We start from the raw sequence: 457 nt of genomic DNA, 5'->3' as shown, positions 1-457 counted from the left end.
TGAATGAACAGGCCGATGCGTACGCAGCACTGATGGATCGCATCGAGAAGCAGATGGCCCAGGACCGAGTGCGCCAGAAGCTGAAAGAGGGGATGACAGAGACGGAAAAGCTGCAAGTCACCCTCCTTGACGAGATGGAGCATGCCGAGAAGAAACTCGGCGAGCAGAAGCAACTGCGGGTGAAGGCCTCGCTGGTTGCAGCGGTGGCCCTGGCCAAGGAGGCGGCAGCTGCTGAAGCGTCGAAGAAGGCCCAGCAGGACCTGCTGAAGCTGCAGCGGGAGCTCCAGCAGGCGGCGCAGGCACAGCAGCGCGGCAACGACCAGGAACTGTTCGGCATCGGCCATGGCGCAGCGAGCGTGGATCGCATGCAACGCCGTTCCGCGCTGGATGAGGACCGCGACAACCGAAAGCGTGCGTTGGACGACGAGTCGCGCAGTGAAGACGGCAAGGTCATCGA

The 457-nt window shown here is 62.8% G+C and carries 1 protein-coding gene; it reads left to right on the top strand.

Annotated features, from left to right (window positions below; genetic code table 11):
* Window positions 1-457, top strand: a 457-nt coding sequence (locus AC1DMU_RS29700; RefSeq protein WP_476941701.1) for a hypothetical protein, incomplete at both ends; no start/stop codon positions are given.

This window comes from Bacillus sp. 01N45 (assembly GCF_056399205.1).
This window is presented reverse-complemented; position numbering and strand designations above follow the sequence as displayed.